The following is a 2,064-nucleotide window of genomic DNA, read 5'->3' as shown; positions in this document are numbered from 1 at the left end:
CGACTGGTTGACCGACCCGACGACGACATAGGCCGCCCCCATGTTGAAGGCGCCCGCCAGTGCCGCCGGTGTGCCCAGCCCGCCGGCAGCGCGTACACGGATGTTGCGGTCATAGCCATGGGCAGCCACCAGCTCGTCGCGCAGGTTCTGGATGATCGGGAACAGGACGGAGAGCGGACGATTGTCGGTGTGGCCGCCGGAATCGGCCTCGACCGTGATGTCCTCCGCCACAGGAACGCTGGCGGCCAGATCGGCCTCTTCGGCGCTGAGGATGCCCTGGGCGACCAGATCGGCCAGCATGCGCGGCGGAGCCGGCGCCATGAACTGGCGGGCGACTTCGGCGCGCGACAGCTTGGCGAAGATATGGGTCAGGCGGCGGACGGCACCGCTGGCCGGATCGCGGCTCAGGCCCTTGACCGCCAGTTCGACCACCGACGGGGTCAGCGCCATGAAGGCGGAGGCGGAGACACGGCGAACGCCCTGCTGCTGGAACAGGCGGCAGACCGCGCTTTCCAGGGCGGGGTCGTTGGGACTGTGGATCAGGTTGGCGCCCCAGTTCGGCAACCGGGTCCCCAGGGCGGATCGGATCTCGGCGATTCCCTCCTGCACCCGCTGCGGCGACAGGCCGGCGCTGCCGTAGAAGCCGAGCAGGCCGGCGCGGGCGGCGGCGACGGTCATCGCCGGCGTGGCGATGCCGCGCGCCATCTCACCCGCAACATAGGCGAAGCGGCAACCGTGGATTTCCTGGAACGCGCGGTCTCCCAGCCATTCCGGATAAAGCGGCGGCAGGGTGGCAACGGGATGAAGGTCACCTGCACCAAGAGTGGGAGGAGCGACCGAAGCTCCCAGCCGGCCGTCCCGATCGCAAACGATGTAAAGCGGCTCCCGTGTTTTCTGACTCAATTCCAGGAGTGTTGACGGGCTGAAGCTTGCTATCGGCGATGCCATTGGCGGCATTTCCGGTTCCACGCATGGTGTATCCACATCAACCCCTGGATATTTGTTCCGTTCACAGCTTCAGGTCTTGCGCAATTTCATGACAAGAAGACCGGTTCGTCTCCCAATCCTCCGGCCGGCTGGACATGACGATTTGGACCATCAGGGAATGACGGGTATGACCGACGAGCCATTGGGGGTGCCTAATCGATGTCCACAGCGCAGTCTTCTGTTACTTGTTGCACGCTTCGATTGACAAGCCTGAATATGCTTCGGCCGTGAAGATTGGATGTTGCGTTCCGGAAATACTCCGTCATGCCCGATAAATTCATCGCGGATTGACGAAGGGCCGAGGCTTGCAACCGGGGTGATGGCGCGCCGTTCGCACGTTGGAGTTTCACTGCCGGCCGGCAGGGTCAGCTCCGGCCCGACGCGGCCCGAGCCAGCCCGCAATAGTGGCGCACGTCGAAGGCGATGAACGCCACTTCGGCATCGGTGACGTCGCGCAGATGTTTCGCCGGACTGCCGGCCCAGAGCTGGCGGGCGGGGATGCGCTTGCGCGGAGTCAGCACCGCGCCAGCGGCCAGCATGGCGCCGCTTTCCACCACCGCACCGTCCAGCACGATGGAGCCGATGCCGATCAGGCAGCCATTCTCCAGCGTGCACCCGTGCATCCGAACACCGTGGCCGATCACCACGTCGGCGCCGATGACGGTCGGATGGTCGTTCAGCATGACGTGGACGATGGTGCCGTCCTGAATGTTGGTGCGCGGTCCCACCGTGATGCTGTGGTCGTCGCCACGCAGGACGCAGCCGTACCAGACGCTTGCTTCCGCCCCGATGGACACGTCGCCGACCACCACCGCGCCGGGAGCGATGTAGGCGTCGGCGGCGATGCGCGGCCAAACTCCCTTGACGGGTTGGATGATGGCGCCGGGATGGCGGGCGAGCAGAGTCTCGCCGGTTTCGGGAATGGCGGAGGCTGTGTTGTCGGTCGCGTTCTCGGTGGTCATTCGGTCTCGCCCTTTCTGGTCCTGCTCGGGCTTGGCGCCGGCCGGATGGAGCCGAATGTAACCGAACTCCACCCACGTTGGCCCCGACCCCCATGCGGAAGGAAAAGACTGTTGC

At 65.5% G+C, this 2,064-nt stretch carries 2 protein-coding genes; both read right to left on the bottom strand.

Annotation, left to right across the window (positions count from 1 at the left end; translation table 11 throughout):
• Window positions 1–948 (bottom strand): nitronate monooxygenase (locus tag I71_RS27725; RefSeq protein ID WP_244434091.1); only part of this gene is annotated, 948 nt, incomplete at its 3' end.
• A gap of 404 nt (window positions 949–1,352) precedes the next feature.
• The gene (locus I71_RS27720) at window positions 1,353–1,949 is read right to left on the bottom strand and encodes a gamma carbonic anhydrase family protein (protein ID WP_083897437.1); all 597 of its coding nucleotides are present in this window, start codon (window positions 1,947–1,949) and stop codon (window positions 1,353–1,355) included.
• Window positions 1,950–2,064 lie beyond the last annotated feature (115 nt).

The sequence above is a fragment of the Azospirillum sp. B506 genome (assembly GCF_000333595.1).
Classification (GTDB): domain Bacteria; phylum Pseudomonadota; class Alphaproteobacteria; order Azospirillales; family Azospirillaceae; genus Azospirillum.
Note: the sequence above shows the minus strand (reverse complement) of the source record. Positions and strands in the feature narration are given on the sequence as shown.